This window comes from Mucilaginibacter sp., from assembly GCF_025362475.1.
Lineage (GTDB): Bacteria > Bacteroidota > Bacteroidia > Sphingobacteriales > Sphingobacteriaceae > Mucilaginibacter.
In genome coordinates this window covers 51044-69724 of sequence record NZ_JANYGH010000023.1, presented here as the reverse complement: position 1 = coordinate 69724, position 18681 = coordinate 51044, and the positions used below count along the sequence as shown (strand labels likewise).

General features: G+C 42.0%; 13 protein-coding genes. 10 read left to right on the top strand and 3 right to left on the bottom strand.

Going from position 1 to position 18681, the window contains the following annotated elements:
- The first annotated feature begins 544 nt into the window (after positions 1-544).
- From Q0R88_RS08585 to Q0R88_RS08570, 4 genes are all read left to right on the top strand, one after another.
- Complete coding sequence (locus Q0R88_RS08585) at positions 545-3721, top strand: TonB-dependent receptor (RefSeq protein ID WP_295715065.1); 3177 nt, start codon at positions 545-547, stop codon at positions 3719-3721.
- Positions 3722-3756: 35 nt separating this feature from the next.
- The gene (locus tag Q0R88_RS08580; RefSeq protein WP_295715063.1) at positions 3757-5481 is read left to right on the top strand and encodes a RagB/SusD family nutrient uptake outer membrane protein; all 1725 of its coding nucleotides are present in this window, start codon (positions 3757-3759) and stop codon (positions 5479-5481) included.
- Positions 5482-5973: 492 nt separating this feature from the next.
- Positions 5974-9216 carry a glycosyl hydrolase gene (locus tag Q0R88_RS08575; protein WP_295715061.1) on the top strand — a complete coding sequence of 1081 codons (3243 nt, stop codon included), beginning with the start codon at positions 5974-5976 and terminating at the stop codon, positions 9214-9216.
- A gap of 524 nt (positions 9217-9740) precedes the next feature.
- Positions 9741-10061 (top strand): hypothetical protein, encoded by a 321-nt coding sequence (locus Q0R88_RS08570; RefSeq protein ID WP_295715059.1) that lies wholly within the window; start codon positions 9741-9743, stop codon positions 10059-10061.
- 233 nt (positions 10062-10294) lie between these two features.
- Here the strand turns inward: Q0R88_RS08570 and Q0R88_RS08565 are convergent, their stop codons facing one another.
- Positions 10295-12169, bottom strand: a complete 1875-nt coding sequence (locus Q0R88_RS08565) for an RICIN domain-containing protein (RefSeq protein WP_295715058.1) — start codon at positions 12167-12169, stop codon at positions 10295-10297.
- A gap of 640 nt (positions 12170-12809) precedes the next feature.
- On the opposite strand from Q0R88_RS08565, the gene Q0R88_RS08560 reads away from it, so the two are divergent.
- From Q0R88_RS08560 to Q0R88_RS08540, 5 genes are all read left to right on the top strand, one after another.
- Complete coding sequence (locus tag Q0R88_RS08560; RefSeq protein WP_295715055.1) at positions 12810-13568, top strand: hypothetical protein; 759 nt, start codon at positions 12810-12812, stop codon at positions 13566-13568.
- A 263-nt stretch (positions 13569-13831) separates the two neighbouring features.
- Positions 13832-14098, top strand: a complete 267-nt coding sequence (locus tag Q0R88_RS08555) for a helix-turn-helix domain-containing protein (protein ID WP_295715053.1) — start codon at positions 13832-13834, stop codon at positions 14096-14098.
- Positions 14095-14409, top strand: coding sequence for a hypothetical protein (locus Q0R88_RS08550; protein WP_295715051.1), 315 nt, complete (start codon positions 14095-14097; stop codon positions 14407-14409). The genes Q0R88_RS08555 and Q0R88_RS08550 overlap by 4 nt, the downstream gene beginning before the upstream one ends.
- Positions 14410-14682: 273 nt before the next feature.
- The gene (locus tag Q0R88_RS08545; RefSeq protein WP_295715048.1) at positions 14683-15264 is read left to right on the top strand and encodes a BfmA/BtgA family mobilization protein; all 582 of its coding nucleotides are present in this window, start codon (positions 14683-14685) and stop codon (positions 15262-15264) included.
- A gap of 10 nt (positions 15265-15274) precedes the next feature.
- Positions 15275-16135 carry a DUF5712 family protein gene (locus Q0R88_RS08540; RefSeq protein ID WP_295715045.1) on the top strand — a complete coding sequence of 287 codons (861 nt, stop codon included), beginning with the start codon at positions 15275-15277 and terminating at the stop codon, positions 16133-16135.
- A 72-nt stretch (positions 16136-16207) separates the two neighbouring features.
- On the opposite strand, the gene Q0R88_RS08535 is transcribed toward Q0R88_RS08540, so the two are convergent.
- Both Q0R88_RS08535 and Q0R88_RS08530 read right to left on the bottom strand, forming a co-directional pair.
- Positions 16208-16396 (bottom strand): hypothetical protein, encoded by a 189-nt coding sequence (locus Q0R88_RS08535; RefSeq protein ID WP_295715042.1) that lies wholly within the window; start codon positions 16394-16396, stop codon positions 16208-16210.
- Between the two features lie 206 nt (positions 16397-16602).
- Complete coding sequence (locus Q0R88_RS08530; protein ID WP_295715039.1) at positions 16603-17019, bottom strand: helix-turn-helix transcriptional regulator; 417 nt, start codon at positions 17017-17019, stop codon at positions 16603-16605.
- Positions 17020-17220: 201 nt separating this feature from the next.
- Here Q0R88_RS08530 and Q0R88_RS08525 point away from each other — a divergent pair, with 201 nt between their 5' ends.
- Positions 17221-18651, top strand: coding sequence for a hypothetical protein (locus tag Q0R88_RS08525; protein WP_295715036.1), 1431 nt, complete (start codon positions 17221-17223; stop codon positions 18649-18651).
- Positions 18652-18681 lie beyond the last annotated feature (30 nt).

The following is an 18681-nucleotide window of genomic DNA, read 5'->3' as shown; positions in this document are numbered from 1 at the left end:
CTTAATGAACCTCTTTAAAATGTATATTCGGTTCACTTAAAGTGTAAGATGAGCCGGCTGGTGTAAAAAAGAGATTTAGCTCCTCGCCGCTACGCTTGTTCAGCAGGGGGCCGGAAGGACCGCTGTGCCGCTCCACCTAATGGATACCGATCAGTCTACAAAATGCCTCCGTGTTGTTAACGACAAAAAGTAGCGAAATAAATGAACTGGCAGGCAATGTTTTGCTAAAAGATATTTTACCTCAGAAAAAATAAAGCAAAATGATAGTGATCTCAAAATTACACCGAAATCTCTTGATTGAAAATGCTTAAGAGTCAGAGGATGTAAATTTATTGTCTGATTTATAAATACTTAAGATCTTATATTTTTATGAATTGCAATATTTTACCAGTGCCTAAAGCATTATTTAAAATATAATCCATGAAAATATAGCACCGCGCATAACAGTGCGGGTTGCGGGGGGAAATACCAATATCTATAGTTGCATAATTAACCAATTTTGCCGCCCGCCTAATCGGGCTATTATAAATCTAAATTAAAAACTATGTCAAAGAAACTTGTACTAAAACTTTTTTATGGAAAACACTTCTATTTAATGGCTTTAGTTTTGTGCTTCAGCCTTACAGTATTTTCCCAGCAACTCGCTACCCTTAAAGGGGTAGTAAAAGACGCTGAAAGTAACCCTATGGTAGGTGTGTCAATATTAGTAAAAGGGACCTCAAACGGTACGCAAACCGATTTGAACGGTAATTATACGATTCAGGCTGCTTCGGGTAGTACTTTGGTGTTCAGATTCGTTGGTTTTGCCGAAAAACAAGTGATTGTAGGTGACCAGAGTGTTATCAACATTACATTAACTGCAAATTCTACGACTTTAAGCGATGTAGTTGTTATCGGTTATGGTACCCAGAAAAAGAAGGACCTTACATCGGCAATTTCAATCATAAGCAGCAAAAAATTGGAAGGCATGCCGGTACAAAATACAGAGTCCTTATTACAAGGGCAGGCTGCGGGCTTAACAGTAACGGCAGATGGCGGCGAGCCGGGCTCAAATGGCAAGATAAGAATCAGGGGCGTCGGCACTTTTGGCGATAATAACCCGCTCTACGTGGTTGATGGTATCCCTGTAAATAATGGGCTTAATTTTTTAAATCCTGGCGATATCGAGAGTATCCAGGTTTTTAAAGACGCGGCTGCAGCAGCCATTTATGGTAACCGCGCTGCAAGCGGTGTTATTTACATCACTACCAAAAAAGGTAAATCGGGAAAAAGGCAGATTTCTTTCGATGCCTATTATGGATCAGCTAAAAATGGCAGGGTGCGCCCTATGGCCAATTCGCAGGAGTTTTTTGATTACATAAAATTAAAAAATGAAGACGGCCCGCTAACGGACCTTTACAACAAGGGGTACAATACCGATTGGGTGAAAGCTATAACCCGCACCGGTACAAATCAAAATTATGATTTAAGCATTAGGGGCGGCAGCGAAGACCATACTTACTTCACAAGTGTCGATTATTCCATGGTTGATGGCACACAATTAAAGTCCGACAATCAAAGGCTCACAGTACGTTTAAATACTACTAATAATTTGTTTAAATGGTTTAAGCTTAACGAGGACCTTGCCATAAGCAACGAGGTAAGGCATAATAATAACGTGTATGGCGCGGCGCGGAACGTTCCCAGCATTGCGCCTATATACAAAACTGCCGACCAAATAGCGGCGCTCGATGCAGATTCAAGGCCTTACAACCAGTATTTTGATGTTGCTCAGGCATTAAATATCCTGAACAATCCGGTAGCCCAAACACAAAGAAATAATGGAACCAACCATTGGCTTAGCCTTTATGGGAACGTTCAGGGCGAATTGGATTTCGGTAAGATTTTCGATCCGCTGGCTGGTTTAAAATTCAATTCAACCTTGGGGTTTGAGCGCATTGATAATGATTCTCATAGCTTTTCGCCGATATTTGCTTTAGGAGCACGTGAGTATTCTACCACAACCGCGGTTGGTGATTATTTTGGAAAGTATTTCCACTGGACATGGAACAATTTCATGAGCTACAATAAATCTTTTGGTAAACATACTATCGGCGTTACCGCAGGCACGGTGGCTGAGAGGGAAACTTCACATCACTTTAATGCAAGCGCAACTACAGGCATTTCCAATGATCCGTATTTACAAGTAATTGATGCGCAAACAGCAAATTATAATGCTGGCGGGAGTGATTTTAGTTTTTCTTATCTATCCTATGTCGGTCGTGTAAATTATAATTATAATGACCGTTATTTATTACAGGCAAGTATACGCCGCGACGGGTCATACCGTTTTGCTCCCGGAAAACGTTGGGGGACTTTCCCCTCGGTAGGCTTAGGTTGGAGGGTATTCAATGAGCAATTCTTTAAAGATTTTGCTGCAAGCTGGTTAAGCGACTTGAAACTTCGGGGTAGCTGGGGTCAGTTAGGTAACCAAAACATTCAATCTAATTTTCCTTACCTGTCGCAAATAGCCGGTACCAACAACCGTGGTTATGTATTGGGCGGTGTTGGTGGCGATAATTCCAGCAAAACATTTGTTCAAGGATATGGTCCTACCAATGCTCCCAATCCTGATCTTACCTGGGAAACTACTACGTCAACAAATATTGGTGCTGATATAGGCCTGTTTAAAAACCAGTTAACGTTAGGTATCGATTATTTCTATCGTTACACTACCAACGTATTATATCAAAAAACACTGCCTTTATACTCGGGCGTACCTGCTTCGGATGGTATAGCGCCTGTTACACAATGGGTTAATGGCGCTTCAATTAAAAACCATGGTTTAGATTTTACTGCCAATTATACCACCAACTTAGGCAAATTAGGCATCGACCTGGGTGTTAATTTATCTACCTACAAAACCAAGGTATTTAAACTGAATGATAATATCCCTATCCAGGTGAACGACGAACGTATCCCTATTGTTATTCAAATGAAACAGGGTGATCCGCTGGGAGCGTTTTATGGGTATGTTGTTCAAGGTTTTTATAATAACGCAGCCGAGCTAAAAAATTCTGCTGGATACGAAAGGCAGCAGGGCGCGCAAGTTGGTGACTTTAAATTTGCCGACTTAAATAACGATGGTGTAATCGATGACAAGGATAAAAAAGTTCTCGGCGACCCAAATCCTAAATTATCTTATTCATTTAACCTGAATTTCAATTACGGGGGCTTTGACCTGAAAACATTTTGGAATGGGGTGTATGGAAACTCAATTTACTCAATAGGCGATATTTATCTGTCGGGATGGGATGAGGGCGGTCCGCAAAATATATGGAGCGATGTAGTTGCCAATTCATGGAGCTCAACCCATATGAATGCCCTATACCCTAATGTGAGCAATGGTGGCACAAAACGTAATTACGAAAAAGGACCTGTATCATCCAGCATCCAGGACGGATCGTTCCTGAGGCTGAAAAACGTTCAATTGGGCTACACTATACCCGGAAATGGGTTGAAAAACTTAGGTTTTACAAGTTTCCGCATTTATTTATCGGCCGAAAATGTTTTTGTGATTACAAAATATCGTGGCGATGACCCTGAAATTGCTAACGGTGCCAGGCTGAATGTGAACGAAGGTGGCCAGGGTAATAGCCCAAGTTATATTATGGGCCTTGATTACGGGGACCGTTACCCAATTCAAAAAACGTATACTATTGGTTTAAGCGCCAGATTTTGATAGGTGGTGTTATATAATAATATAAAAAAATAAAAATGAAAAAGCTTAAATATACGATACCAGTGATAATGTTATTGTCATTATTGACAGTAAGTTCGTGTAAAAAAGACTTCTTAAACTCGGCGCCGTATGCTGTTGTAACAGATGATAATTTTTACAAAACGATTGCTCAATGCCAGGGGGCTGTTTTCCAAAACTATAACCGTACGGTACATCTTGGGCCTATTTACCTGTTTGTCCGTCACGCGTTGAATGACTATGCAGGAATTGATCTGTTGCGCACCAATACAGATGACTTTACAGTATGGAATAACTTTTCGCCAGATAACGTTCAATTTTTATGGGGATGGAAATACTGTTTCCAGGGGATATATCTTTGTAATTATACGCTTGATAAGCTGAAAACAGCGTCAATCCCCGATGGTGAGAAAAACAAGCTTTCTGCTGAATGTAAGGCTATCAGGGGCTTTATGTATTACATGGTTGCAACCCGCTGGGGCAAAGCACCTATTATAACCACTGTTTTACCTATAGCACAATATTATAACGTTAAATTTAATACCGCAACTGAAATTTATGCGCAGGTTATCCAGGATTTTCAGGACGCTTTAACCGGCCTTCCAAAAACGTGGGATGCCGCCAATAAAGGCAGGTTAAGCCAGGTTGCGGTTAAAATGATGCTGGCCAAAACCTACATGCAACTTGCCGGCTATCCTATCAATAAAACCGATAACTGGCAAAAAGCAGTTGATATTTTGGCTGATATGGTGCCAAAGGATAAAAGGGCAGATTACAGCGTTGACCTGCTGCCAAACTATGGCGATGTGTATAATAAAGCACACGATCAAAGTATCGAGTCTGTGTTCGAAGTAAATGAAATGTATTACCCTCAGGGTGCAGGTATCAGTCTGGAAGTAGGTGCGCCGGGCAACTTTTTACAGGTGTTTGAGCAACCAGATATGTACGATGGTTTCGGAGGAAGAGAATGTTTCACAGCTGATCTTTATGATGAGTTTGAAAAAGACAATTCAGGTAAAATTGAAGATAAAAGATTTACGTATACTATGCTTGAACCAGGTGATGTATTTTATATAAACCTGAATGGCGATACTTTGTTACATAATTCAATAGGTAAGTTCCTCATAAAAAATGTAAAAGTTAATACTGCAACCAATACGCTTAATTATGATGTTAAGGACAACTCTGATAAATCCTACCAGGGTTGGGTATGGCCGGGGAAAAACAACGACTGGTATCCTAACTACAAATATTTGAGAAATGCTAAAGAACGTACCGGCCTGCAAAATAACGCAGGTGTCACCGGCGAAGATCTCAATATTAAATACCTACGCTTTGCCGATGCTGTATTGATGTACGCTGAAGCGCTAAATGAAGTTGGGAGGACAGTCGAAGCCGTACCTTATATTAACGAACTCCGAACCCGTGCAAACAATAGTATATCGATTGATCAGCGTAGGATATACCAGAAAACAATTGCTACCGGTACATTGCCGATGATCAGTGCGAGTTTAGCTCAGGCGGCAATGCGGACCGCTATCCAGCATGAGTACAGGGTTGAATTAGCCGGTGAAGACTGGAGCTACGAAAACCTGAGGCGATGGGGGATTGCGGAAGTTAGTCTGCACCAAATGGCGGCCAAATCACCGAAAGTTGGTACGTCGCTGATTAACCCGGCCAGCAAATATGCAAAAGGCACCTGGGATTATTTTCCTGTTCCCTCGGCCGAATACAAACCATAATTTTTTACGTTTTGATAAAGGAGTGCAATAAAATTTGCACTCCTTTTTAAACTTGAATAACCATGTTATCATCTTTTTTAATCAAGAACTATGAATAGTGTTCATCCCTTTGTATAATTTCTGTTTTTTGTATGCTTATGTCTAAATGAATAGCTTTTTGTAAAAGCTTTCATCTGCCTAACACTTCTATTGCATCTTGCATTGTAAACAGGAAACTACCTCAAAGAAAAGAGTAAATGAAGCCTGGAAAACGGTCGCAATTATTAAATACACTGTCAGCAATAATGCACTGACCCTTAAAATCCCTTTAAGCACTTTGAAAAAGCAAAGCGGGAGACTGTCTTTTAATTTCTACTGGGTTGATAACATCCTCAAAACTTAATGACATCAACGAATTTTTATTAATGGTAATTCCTCACCCTGACGCAGGTTTAACCATTTCTATACCAATTAAAAGTGATCAAGCTATATCTATCTAAAATCAAGTTTACTATGCAACTACACAAACACACCAAATACATTAGTTTGCTGATTGTTTTTTTATTGAGTATGTCCGCCACAGCTTTCGCGCAGCAAAGCCGTAGCCAGAAGCTTTATTCAGGCTTTAAAAATTTGCCCGATACCATCCAGACCAGCGTTTACTGGTATTGGGTATCTGACAATATATCGAAAGAGGGCGTAATAAAAGACCTCGAATCTATGAAAAAGGTGGGTATCAATCGCGCCTTTATCGGTAACGTAGGTTTGGATGATACTCCTTACGGTAAAGTAAAACTATTATCCAACGAGTGGTGGGATATTATGCATACGGCACTCAAAACAGCAACCCGACTGGGTATTGATATTGGCATCTTTAATAGCCCGGGCTGGAGTCAGTCTGGCGGCCCATGGGTTAAGCCAGAGCAAAGTATGCGTTATCTTACATCGTCAAGCCAAATGGTTAAGGGGCCGTCGCGTTTTAACCAAAAACTATCAGCACCCACCGAGCAATTTCAGGATGTAAGGGTAATCGCTTACCCCGCACCCAAAGGCTACAATTCAACTATTATCAAAAATAAGCCGGTTATCACATCAGGACCTTCTGTTACGGCGATCAATAACATTATGGACGGCGATGAAAATACAGTGGTTGAGATGCCTGAAAATAAGCCGGTTGAGGTAACTATTGCAACAACCGATGCTTTTACAGCCCGCAGTATCACTATTTATCCGGCTCATAAAATGATGTATTTTGAAGGCGACGTGCAGGTTTTTAATAACAGTACTTACCAAACAGTGAGGCACTTTAAAATTGACAGGAGTAATGATAACCTGAACGTTGGTTTTGCCCCTTACGCACCTGCGGTGGTATCCATACCGGCAGCCACATCAAAAAAATTCAGAATCATATTTGATAAAGAATCCGAACATTGCGCTATTGCAGAATTGAAGATCTCTGAATTGCCGGAGATTGAAAATTATAGCGAAAAAACGCTGGCGAAAATGTATCAGACCCCACTGCCTTACTGGAAAGAGTACCAGTGGGCCGCACAGCCAGTTGTTGATAATGGCGATTATCTGATTGATCCCAAAAAAGTGATCGATATTTCTAAATACATGGCCCCCGATGGTACCTTAAACTGGGTTGTACCCGGCGGCAACTGGATAATTATGCGCAGCGGCATGACATCGACCATGGTGCCAAATTCTCCCGCCGCTCCTGAGGGGCGCGGATTGGAAACGGACAAGATGAGTAAAAAACATATTGCCGAACATTTTGATGCTTTTTTGGGCGAGATCATCCGCCGCATTCCGGCAGCCGACCGTAAATGCTTTAAAGTAACGGTGGAGGATAGTTATGAAACTGGCGGCCAGAACTGGACAGATGGTTTGATCGAACAGTTTAAAAATACTTATGGGTATGATCCTACGCCATATATCCCCACAATGAACGGGCAGGTAGTAGGCAGTGTCGAAATGTCTGACCGTTTTTTATGGGATATGCGCCGCTTCATCGCTGACCAAGTAGCCTACCAGTATGTAGCTGGTCTTAGAGAGGTAAGTCATAAGAATGGGTTGACCACCTGGCTCGAAAATTATGGACACTGGGGCTTCCCTGGCGAATTTTTGCAATACGGCGGTCAGTCGGACGAAGTTGCAGGCGAATTCTGGAGCGAGGGTGAACTGGGAAATATCGAGAACAGGGCGGCCTCTTCATGCGCGCATATCTATGGGAAAAACAAAGTTTCAGCCGAATCATTTACCTGCGGATTTTACGGCTATTCGCGCTACCCCGCTACGATGAAACAACGGGGCGACCGTTTTTTTACCGAGGGTATAAACAACACCTTATTACACGTTTATATCGAGCAGGCATACCTGGATAAGATTCCCGGTATCAATGCCAATTTCGGTAATGAATTTAATCATAACAATACATGGTTTAATTATCTAGATCTGTTTATTACTTATCTTAAACGATGCAACTTGATGTTGCGTCAGGGTACCTACGTGGCCGATGTTGCTTATTATATTGGTGAGGATGCACCTAAGATGACAGGCGTACGCGACCCTGAATTGCCATTAGGTTATTCTTTTGATTACATCAATGCCGAAGTGATCAATAACTGGGCGAAAGTGGTGGATGGAAAACTGGTTTTACCGGGAGGCATGAGTTACAGGCTATTGATATTGCCCAAACTGGAAACTATGCGGCCTGAATTTTTAAGGAAATTAAAAACACTGGTTAACCAGGGCTTAGTGGTATTAGGCCCTGCGCCAAACCGTTCGCCAAGCCTGCAAAACTATGGCATCGCCGATAAGGAAATACAAAGCGGCGCTGCCGAACTTTGGGGCGATATAAATGGTACAACCATAAAAATCCATAAATACGGCAAAGGGTTAGTAATAAATGGTATGGATACGCAACAAGCTCTCGATCTGATAAATGTTATACCCGATTGCAAGTTTAACGCCGACGGGCAGGCCTTGTTTATCCACCGCAAAATTGCCGGTGGCGATATCTATTTTATTTCAAACCAGACAGATAAAAATATCAGCCTGAATACAACGTTCAGGGTACAAGGAAAATCGCCCGAGCTTTGGGACCCGGTAACCGGCAGCTCTCGCAATTTGTCTTCCTACAAACAGGAAGCTGGTGTAACTATCGTACCCCTTAAGCTGGCCCCATACCAAAGCTCATTCATTGTTTTCCGTAATGCAGGCAGTAAGGATACTGCTGTAAGCGAAGCTTTAAATTATCCCGACCAAAAAATAGTTGCCGATATAAGCAGCCAGTGGAAAGTAACCTTTGATGCTAAAAGGTGGGGCCCGGCAAAACCAGTAATGTTTGATAAACTTACCGACTGGGCCTTACGCCCCGAGGACAGCATTAAATTTTATTCGGGAACGGCAATATATCACCATACATTCAAGGGGCCTAAAATTGACAAGGGCCAGCACATAATACTTGATCTGGGCATGGTTAAAGCAATTGCTAAAGTGAAGGTTAACGGGGTATCTGTTGGCGGCGTTTGGACAGCGCCCTACCAGTTGGATATAACCAGTGCAGTTAAGCCAGGTGTAAACACGCTGGATATTGATGTGGCCAACACCTGGGTTAACCGTTTGATAGGGGATAGCCGTCTGTCGCCGGAGCAAAGAAAAACCTGGACGAATGTAAACATATATACACCAACAAGCCCGCTTGAGCCTTCGGGCATAACCGGGCCGGTGAATATTAAAGTGACAAAATAGGCGTGATCAATCGCCAAACGGGGTAACACCATATGGTATTGATGTTATTGTTTGCATCCGTAAAATAGGTGTAATAACCACAAAAACGCAGGGTGCAGTAACGGTTACCTAACGCCCATAAATTGAACTGAATAGGTAGCAGGCTCCCGTTGTTAAAACGCAAATGGATGGGATAAACTGCTTAAAGCATTGCCTAAACATGTCGAATTATAATCACATAGCCATAAGATAATAGAAAAAATACATTTTTTCTATTATCTTATTCCTTAGTTTAGCTATAACAGCAGAAGCTCAACTGTCCCCGGTATTTTCTGCAGAACGGGAATAGCAAGCCCGCAGCGAAACCAGTGTGCGGCGTTATCTTGCGCTCATTAAAATATTCTGGCAGTCCGAAAACGAGTAAAAAAAATTGTCGATGCCGATCAAATACTTGAAAAAAGGCATTGGCCGGTCAGATTTTTCGGGCAAGAACCAATGCATATTAAGTAGCAACGCAAAGTGAAAAGCCGGTATGCTGCTGGATTTTGGCAAAGAAAATTCATGGTGGACTGCAATTAATTACTGATCGGTCAAAGGGCCGCAAACCGATCAGGGTACGGCTTCAATTTGGCGAATCTGCTGCCGAAGCCATGGCGGATGTTGACGATACGGTCAGGAATGCAACCAAAGATCACGCCATGCGCGATTTTATAGTATCGTTATCATGGCTGGGTAAACCGGAGGTTGGTAATACCGGCTTCCGTTTTGTACGTATAGACCTGGTTGATGACAATGCAGAACTGAAGCTTAAAGTATTTAATGGTAATTTTATCGTCATCAGTCCAATCGGATTCTATAGCGTGTAAAGCATTTGGCTAAACAGTTGTTATATTGCCATGATACAAAGATGGAAAAGGTTTCCAGGACGGGATGGCAACAAATCATATTCATTACAGCCGGATACCGAGCGCTTGATGCGGACTGTTAGATTAAAGATCGAATCGATATAAATCTGCAATCACTTTTTAAACGAATCGACAGTTTAATTAATCCGGTAAATGACACTTCTCAGCCACTTACCGGATCCGAAGCCGCAATTTTAATTGCCCAAATAAGTAAATTTCCATTGTTGATTAGCGCCGCCAACATAATCCCATTGACAAGCCGCAGCGCCGTTATTAGTGGCAAAACCGGTATCCTCCAGCGCCTTTCCACTGGTCTGGTTTATAATCTTATAAAAACCATTGCCGATTGCGGATAGTGACCACATCTGGTTGGTTCCGCCATTCCACTCCCAAAGTGTTGTCTGGGCTCCATTAGCTAAGGAACCTGAGTTGTCCAGGCATGCTCCGGTGTCATGCATCGGTGTTAAACGAAAATAACCATTTCCCTGGTTGTTTAGTCGCATGTGTTGCGTAAGCGTTCCATTCCAGTCGAACAAATCGGCTAAGGTTCCATTGGCTGTACCGGCACCGGCAAACTCAAGTGCTTTATTAAGATAGCGATTGGTTATTTGATATATCCCCCCGTTTATCAGGCCCGACTGTGTTTGTGCCACAATTGAATAGTTGCTGATGTTGCCTGTATTTCCAATGTTGCTCATGGTTGTAAAATTCACGCTGATTGGCTGCGCAGCTTGGTTAGAGGCCTTGAGATTCATAACCAGGTTAAGATTGCTGTTGTTGGTGATGCGTTTAGTTCCTACGCAGTTCAGGCCGCCATTGTGTAATATTTGATTTGTAACATCCTGGCTTCCAAGTTTGAAAGTAACCTTCCAGTTGGTCGTGTCTCCGCTGAGGGCTGCACTGATGACTGGTGAGATCTCTATTTTCGGGTCGGGGGCATTTGAAAAAACGATTGGCATGGCGTAAAAACTGGTGGTATCCCCCTGGGTATTCATGGTCAATTGAGCATGCGAATTGTCAATAATATTTACGGATGTATTATTACCTACCGCCCCTGTATTAGGTATTTGAAATTGAGGAAGGTTGTTTAAATGCTTAAGCAACCAATAGCCAACGCCCATCATGGTATTAGCCGGGGCAGTTTGTCCGTTTGTGGTAACAGATTCCGGGAATGCTGGTTGACCAGGGTCTTCGCCGTAAGTCCATATGGCCCAAATGTCGGGCGCTGCATTATTATCTTCGCAATTCAGGACGCATTGTTTTGAAGTATTAAAAAAATCATTAGTAGCATTGTATCCGCTTTGGCCGGCATTGTACGGCGATAACAATATAGTTGCTAACAATCCGTGACTATGAGCAAATTGAATGGCTGAATAAGTCCCCTCGCGCATACCTCCGCCGTTAGAATACCAAAACCCCATTGGCCCGTCAAGCTCCACGCCATCTGTTGCCAATATATCCTGTCTTACCTGGGAATTACCAGCCCCGTTAATGTCCCCTCCAAATGTCCAGGCGCCTTCCAGTGCCATGCAGGTCCTGGTATATTGGTAAGTCTTTAATGTATTTACTCTTCCGGCATTTACGCCATAGTTAAGGCTAGTGTTGTTAACGTTAAAACCGCCTGTGCTTAGCGCCGCTATCGAGTTTTCATCTGTGCTTTGATTATTCGCACCGTTTGGACCATCGTTAACCTGTGTTTCCAGGCTGGTCTCAAAAAAACAGCCGTTGTTGACAAATGCGCTACGCATATTGTTTATGTTTTGCTGTGGCGCGCTGCTTTGATATTTATTCTGCCACATGGATATAAAATTAGCATAGAAGCCGTCTGCGTTGTGCCTTACATAGTTCCATTGACTGTAATTTGCGGGGTCTGCCTGCTGTGTCCAATAATCAGCTATCCCAATATATACCTGGGTTTTCCGGTTAGGCAAAACGGATGCCGACATGCTTTTAAGATGGTTAACCGTTTTGGGACTTGCGGGTTCTAAAATGGTTTTTTTACAGCTCACGAATGTCAATAGAAGTGCCGCAGTAAGCAAAAACGTTACTTTGTTAAATGTTTTTTTCATAAAGATTGATTTAAAGGTCTGTAGTGTTTGATAGCTATGATGATTGGCATCATAGTTATTAGGCTTTGATTTTATTTGAATCTAAAATACTGACGACCAATTGTTTTGGCAACCTGCGCTGTCATGAAATAACTAAAATATGTAAAAAGACTACTTATTTCATGTAAATGAAGTCGCACCGTATATTCAGTTCGGCCTCGCGGATTTCCGTGTGATGGAATGGGGCTCAACGATATAATATCATTTATTTTATCGAATGCAAGCACCACTGGACATTCCGGCATGCTTGATCATGCTGTTCCGTACGCATTAGATCACTAAGTTAACGCAGCTAAATCTAATATACTCAAAATTAGAGGTTTCTGAAAAGCGTCAATTGATTGGTTCGATGTACCCCCAAAAATTCACTTTCGAGGAATTGCAACATCGAACCGCTAAAACAAGCGATTTATATACTTGTATCTACTTGATTAGTAACGAAATAGAAGAAAAAAAGAAGGGCAAGCGACCGATTTTTCGTGCTTGCCCATTCTGGCTCCACAGACTGGGCTCGATCCATTTATTTATGACGGCAAAGTCCAATTTCTTTCAATCATAAAACTAAAACCTTGGTAAGTCGTTTACTAAGAAATGTCTTTTTATGCCCTCAAACAGCTATTTTATATTCCGTGGCCGCTTTGAGCTATTTCCTCATCGTTACGATATCGGCTGGCCGATATTTACAGACAGGATTTTCGGTTTAAATTTCTTTATGGATAAGATCTATAAAATTAGGGAAGATGAATATCCTTCGTTTTACAGTCACCAATTAAACCACTACCTGAAAGGGAACGCCGGCCAGGAAGAAGCTTTTTTCGATCATGTTTATGATATCATAACCAACAGGATCAAATTCTATAAAGGCCTAAAGCCGTCTGGTAGCGCATATGCCAAAGGGTTGATTTTTACAGCTAAGCTGGAAATGTTTTTGACTTTTCTGAAAACTATTGATCAGTGGCATAAAACACAACCACTGGAATCGGTCATCAGCGATAAAAATAAACGTATAGATCAATTAGAGGAAAGAATAAAAGTGCTGGAAAGCGAATTGAAAGTAGCCGCTAAATACGAAGCTGGTGAAAAGATCGTGATCAGTAAAGGAGGCCTACCGGTTTTTATCGATTTGGTTAATCAGATCAGAATATTGATCCTGCCCAATGACAACAAACTCGTCAATAGCCAAACCGAAAGCCCCTGGTACAAATTGATCGCTAAGAACTTCCAACACGGTGATAAACCCATATCCATCGATACTGCCCACAACTATTTCCCTGCCGATAAAGATAACCCACCACCGAAATACACGATTATCAGTGAAAAGGATAAGCTTTTCAAAATCATTCAAAAGCCTAAGAAATAGGATTTTGTCTTTTCATTCGTGACCAAACGCCTCTAATGGTCATTCATTTCGCTGTTTTAGCCCTCACTTTTGAACCATTGTGTTCAGTGGCTGGCATTTTATTGTTCCGCTGAACAGGTTTGATAAAGAAAGGAGGCCACCACCGTGCGAAACTAAACAGATGTAATAAACGAAGATTTGGGTGACACTATCAAAGACCCCAATCAATAAAATAGCGCTTGTTCAAATTTGGGCAAGAATTATTCATTATTAAAAAATTAACTATGACAGCAATCGAATTGATCACCAAGGAGGATTTAAGGGAGTTTAAGAGTGAATTATTGACGGAGATCAAGCAGCTGATGGAACCGGGACAAGGACAGTCTAAGAAATGGCTAAAAAGCAACGAGGTAAGGAAGCTGTTGAATATCTCGCCGGGTACCTTACAAAACCTGCGTATAAACGGCACGCTAAGCTTTACCAGGATAGGAAGCATCATGTATTACAAACTGGAAGATATCAACAAGCTATTGGAAGGAGGTTTGAAATGAAGCAGGCCGTTTCAAATGCTGAGCTTGCCGGTTACGGCAAGTTGCTGCGCCGCATGAGTGGCGACCAGCGGCTGATCGCAACGCACATCAGCCTTTTCTCGGCTTTATTTGTCCAGTGGCAACGGAATGGTTTTGCCAGTCCGTTTGCGGTTACTCGCAGGGAATTGATGGCTTTTAGCAAGATCGCTTCGATTGCTACCTATCATAAATGCATCCGGGAGCTGGATGAGTATGGTTATATCCGTTACCAGCCATCATATCATCCTAAATTGGGCAGCCAGGTTTACTGGCCTGCCGGTTGGGAAGTATAACCCGATACTTTGTATCGGGCTACATATCCGGTGCAGCGAATAGCTGCACCGGATATGATTTGCTTCGCAAATCTGGAAGAAAGCACAGGTCGCTTCGCGAAAGCGGAGTGAGCGAGCGGGAGTCAGGTTGCACCTGACTCTTCCGCTCGCCCTGCGGGGCCAGGCCAGTTTTTAGTATACCGGAGGTATACTTTACCCCTTAGAAATAGCTATAAGGGGCGTTTTTGGTATACTCTACAGTATACCGTGATTTAAATGATTGTTTAACAGCTAATGAAGAAAGGTTGGAATTTCATGTACAAACAGACAGACCAAAATATCAAAACCATACGGTTCCCGATAACAGCCGATAGCAAGCTGCAAAAAATGGCCGAAAAATGCGGCCTGACCAAGATTGAATTTTTTATTGCGATGGTAGATTATTTCTATAAGAGCAAGAAAGATCCGAGGGATTTGAACGATGAACTGTTAAAAAAAGAACTGGTTAAACGCAGCGATAATATCATTGGGTTTATCAGGACACTGGAAGATCAGTTATTGAAGCCGCTGGTTAAATCATTTGAGGGGATGACTAATTCACAGATCAGCATTGTTAACTTTTTTAATCAGCATATCATTGCCCATAATAAGGATCAAAAGACCGCCTATGCGGACCAGCAATCTATGCTGAACAGTATTCAGACTTCGATTAAGAACATCGAAAAGGCGCAGTACACCAAAGATGTCACCAAACGCAAATGTCTTGAAATCTTAGAGTATTATATCCAGCACCGGGAAGTAATGGGAATGATGACCAAACAGACCGATAAGGACAGCCTGATTCAAAATGTCCGGCAACAAGTAAAGAACCTATAAAACAAATGCCATGCACATCAATATCAGTAAGAGCGAAACAGGGAATAATAAAGGCAGCAGCGGCCAACTCGTCAGTTACCTGGAAAAAGAGAACCGGCTGCTTTATGAACAAAACCCGCAACGGGGGCCGGAATACTGGTTTAATCAAGAAAGCCAACTTATACAGCCTTACCAGGTACGTTATGATATTGACCACAATACCGACCGGCTTTCCAAAGATGAGGCTAAGTTTTTCCTGGTCAATATCAGCCCAAGCGAAAACGAGTTGTTATTTCTCAAAGAAGAATTTGGCGGGGAGGATGCTAAGAAGCAATTAAAGCAATACGCTAACCAGGTCATGAGTGAATATGCCCAGAACTTTAAAAAGGATAAGGTACAGGGCAATAGAGACATTTTATACTTTGGTAAATTAGAAAATCACCGTTATTATACCCGTAAAGATGAAGAAGTAAAACAGGGACTTGTTAAACGGGGCGAACAAAAACCGGGAGAGCAGATGCACATACAGGTCATTGTCAGCAGGAAAGATATTACCGACAGTATCCGTTTAAGCCCGATGAACAATTCACGGGGCAAGAATACGGCACATAGCTTGAAAGTCGGGCAGTTTGACCGGGTGGCTTTCAAACAAGCAGCCGAACGAACATTTGACCGGGTATTTGATTATGACCGGGAACTTAAAGAAACTTTTATCTATGCCAATACTCTAAAGCATGGCGATTACGAACAAAAATTGGAAATAAAAGAGCGGGGAAAACAGGAGCAGGAGCAAAAGCGGCAGGAAAAACTGGAATTGGAAAGAGCGTTAAAACTACAGCAGAAACAACAAAGCAGAGGGCAGAGCAACGGTTTAAAGATGGGCGGCTGGTGAATGTTTTTTACAAGCAAACGTATTATTTTGAAGATAATCGCATTCAAAATCCAATAGCTCGTTAATAAACCATTATACAGTAAGCTTAAGCTCATGAACAAATGCCTGGTTAAGGGCGCTGAGTATTGATATTACAGGCAGGGAGATAATCCCATGCGGCTGCGGCAAGTGGCTGCATTTCACCACGCGCTGCGCTCCGGGTTTCATTTCGCCATCAGCCTCGCTGCCGCACGTGCAGGAGTGTATTCGTTCCTCATCCACACCTGCTTTTCCCGGCGCACAGTTATCGGTTAGTCACAGCACCACGGTCACAAAATTAGCTCACGCAGGAAAACGGTAAAGGGTATATGAACGGGGCAGGGTTGTTTGTTTTTTATTGGTTTGCCCCGCCCTTGACCGTTTCCCTGCTTTAAGCTCCGGTTGTTTAAGCGGTGCAATGACTGGGTGTGGCTATAATAATAGGTAACCTAGAGTCCTTTCGACTGCTTAAGTAATTCTACTTTTTCTCTTTCACTGGCAAGAAGTTGCTCATAAAGTTTTTTATTCTCGTCATAAATCTCGATAAGCTTATCAATTGGGTTAAAAGTACATTGGTATTGAACTGAACTGGAACCATCATGATAGGTATTCCCAATTATATTGAACATTGCTTCTTCACTAAAGTTCTTGATCGCCTCGACAGGAACTTTTAAAATCTTCGCAACCTGATCTATGATATCATCTTCTATTGTTTCTTTAGCTTCCAAAAGCGACACCCTTTTCTGGCTCCATTCCTCACCAAGTGCATAAGCTAAGGCTTCTTGTTTTAGGCCAAGCATTTCCCTGAAACGTTTAATGTTACGGCCTTGATGAATGTTCTTTGGTGTGTCAGTAGTAGCGCTCATAAGTCAGATATGTGATAGTATGATATATAAACAAATGTAACAAAAAAATATCCTTGTGTGGAAAAGCCTGTTTTAGAAATACCCCGTGAATAAGTTATTCCTTGATATTTCTTCGATAGAAACAGGCTAGAATAGTTTAGCATTATTCAACTGGCCAACTTTGTATTGCCGGTCAATGGAGGCCGGTTTAATGTATTGGTTATGTATTGCGGTGTTTATGCTCCATGGGACCACTATCCTAAATTTCTTCGCCAATCAGAGGTAAGGAATCCATTTATTCCACTCAAAGGCTTTTTCGATGCTAATGATGTCGAAGGTCATTTTGAAAAGCTGAAAAGGTGGCGTCACTATGTTGTGAACTTTGAACATTATAACGATGAGCGTTTCGGACCAGGAAACTTGCTCTATGATTACGAACTAAATATAAGGATGCTGGAATGCTTGTACATACTATTCTTAGATTATCAGGATCATCAATATGTTCTTACTAAGATCGAAGAGGAGCAGCTCATGACTGAGAAAGATGGTTGGATTTGGTACCCCAGCCACCTTACTAAAGCAGAACTTCTTAACCCATATTTGATTATAAAGGCTGCTTTTGATGAAATACAACCGGAGCAATTCCGGGATCACCTTTGGGAATGGATCAATGCCGCTTTATCGAGTAACGCGATAGACGAGACAACGACACCCGGAGAGATTATTACAGTTTATGAGCACATCAAAAAAATGTACTCGGCAGCATGGCTGATTTTTCAGCGGGAAACTAACAAGCCATCATTACCAAACAACACAGGGATCGATGCGGCTACACTGTCAAAAAGTGGAGCGGAAAACCCGTTTGAACCGGAGGTTGGTATCATAGATCAAATGGTCCCGCAATCTCCGGCAACCAAACCTCTGAAAACATTCGCCAAAGCCATTATCGGTGCAGCGCCGATGGTGAAAGCAATCATGTTGATCGGCACAATTAAAGATCCGTTTGGTCACATACTTTATATCTTAATAGATGATGCCCATTATGAACTAAGTTACCTTATTAACCAAGTCATCGAACATGCCGTCAGGCCGCTGATTAATATTTCTACAGTAGTCGACAGCGTTAAGCTTGTAACAGAAAGCAACCCCACAGATAGAAGATTCCTAAACTGGTCATTAATGAATGGTTTGGTAATTTACGAGGCGGAAGAACTTAGGCTGGATGCTTTAAGAAAAGATATTGTAAAAATCGATTTAATTACCGCACCCCGTAAGAAGTGGTTGACATTAGCAACACTGCATTACAAAGAGATAAATTATTATATACGAAGAAAAGATCTTCATGATGCACTCCATGCAATACATCAATCGATGGAAGCGGTGATTAGCGAATTCATGGACGTGAAGGTTGGCTTTGAAACCACTATCCCTAATCTCACCCGGCTGATTACCCTGACCTTAATTGTCGACTCCAAAATATCAGATTGGTTTACTAAACGCAAGGACAAACATCCTGAAATATATAACCTCATTGAAAACGTGTATCCGGAGTCGGTAAGGGAAACGCTCATAATTTCTGAAGAACAGATTATGGAACTTATGCAGGAAACAGGTAATCTGCTTATGCTTATCAGTGACCTTTTGAACGAATAATTGATTATCAAGAAGCAGAATTATTGAAAT